This window comes from Peribacillus sp. NPDC056705 (genome assembly GCF_043656335.1).
Genome location: NZ_JBHTYI010000145.1, coordinates 1 through 1,727, shown reverse-complemented (window position 1 = coordinate 1,727; position 1,727 = coordinate 1). Strand labels below are relative to the sequence as shown.

The window sequence follows — 1,727 nt, the reverse complement described above, 5'->3', positions numbered from 1 at the left end:
TGAACGACCCGTTCGATAACCGGCTTAATCATCTCAACAACGATCTGCTTAATGTCTGCCGATTCCAGAATTTCACGACGCTGCTTATAAATAATCTCACGCTGCTGGTTCATCACGTCATCATATTGGAGAACGACTTTACGCATATCGAAGTTGTTACCCTCAACCCGCTTCTGAGCCGACTCCACCGCACGGGTGATCATCTTGCTCTCAATCGGTTGATCTTCTTCGAAGCCGAGACGTTCCATCATATTGAGGACGTTATCGGTACCGAAACGCTTCATCAATTCATCGCCAAGCGACAGGTAGAATTGCGTAGACCCCGGATCGCCTTGGCGTCCGGCACGACCGCGCAACTGGTTATCAATCCGGCGCGATTCATGGCGTTCTGTTCCGATGATATGCAGACCGCCGACAGCTTGTACGCCATCGCCGAGCACGATATCCGTACCACGGCCCGCCATGTTCGTTGCGATCGTCACCGATCCCGGTTGACCGGCGCGAGAGATAATATCCGCTTCTTCCGCATGGTACTTCGCGTTCAATACTTTATGCTGCACGCCTTTGCGCTTGAGCATATCGGACAGACGCTCCGAGTTCTCGATCGAAACTGTACCGACCAGAATTGGTTGATTGTTCTTGTGACGCTCCACGATCTCCGTGACAACCGCTTTGAATTTGCCTTCCTCGGTCTTATATACGACATCCGGCATATCATTACGTTGATTAGGTTTATTGGTAGGAACCTGAAGTACCTCAAGACCATAAATCTTCTTGAACTCCTCTTCCTCCGTCTTCGCTGTACCGGTCATACCGGCAAGCTTGCGGTACATACGGAAGTAGTTCTGGAATGTAATCGTGGCGAGCGTCATGCTCTCATTCTGTACCTCGATACCTTCCTTCGCTTCAATCGCCTGGTGGAGACCATCGCTATAACGGCGTCCAGCCATCAGACGGCCAGTGAATTCATCCACGATGACGACTTCGTCGTCTGTAACAACGTAGTCGACGTCAAGACGCATGATGACATTCGCCTTGAGCGCCTGTACAATGTGATGGTTCAACGTCACATGGTTTTGATCGTACAGGTTCTCAATGCCGAAGGAACGCTCGGCGGTGGCTACGCCTTTTTCCGTTAAAGCAACGGACTTCACCTTAATATCTACCGTGTAATCCTCTTCAGCCGTCAGGCGCTTCACGAAACGGTCCGCCGCATAATACAGATCGGTTGATTTCTGGGCTTGTCCAGAAATAATGAGCGGTGTACGTGCTTCATCGACCAGAATGGAGTCCACTTCATCAATGATACAGAAGTACAGCGGACGCTGAACCATCTGCTCTTTATACAACACCATGTTATCACGCAGGTAATCGAAGCCAAACTCATTGTTCGTACCATACGTAATATCGCAAGCATACGCTTGCTGTTTATCCGGGTGCTCCATGCCGCTCAGGTTCACCCCGACCGTCATGCCCAGGAAGTTATATATTTGCGCCATCTCTTGGCTGTCACGCTGCGCCAGATAATCGTTGACGGTTACCACGTGAACCCCTTTGCCAAGCAGGGCATTCAAGTATACCGGAAGGGTACCTACCAGGGTCTTACCTTCACCGGTCTTCATCTCTGCAATTCTGCCTTCGTTGAGGGCCATACCTCCAAGGAGCTGCACGTCATAATGACGTTTGCCCAAGGCACGCCTGGAAGCTTCACGAACCGTGGCAAAGGC

Annotated in this window: 1 protein-coding gene; it reads right to left on the bottom strand. The window is 50.9% G+C overall.

Annotated features, from left to right (window positions below):
• Nucleotides 1-1,727 (bottom strand): preprotein translocase subunit SecA (secA, locus tag ACFRAK_RS28330; protein WP_394573088.1); only part of this gene is annotated, 1,727 nt, incomplete at both ends.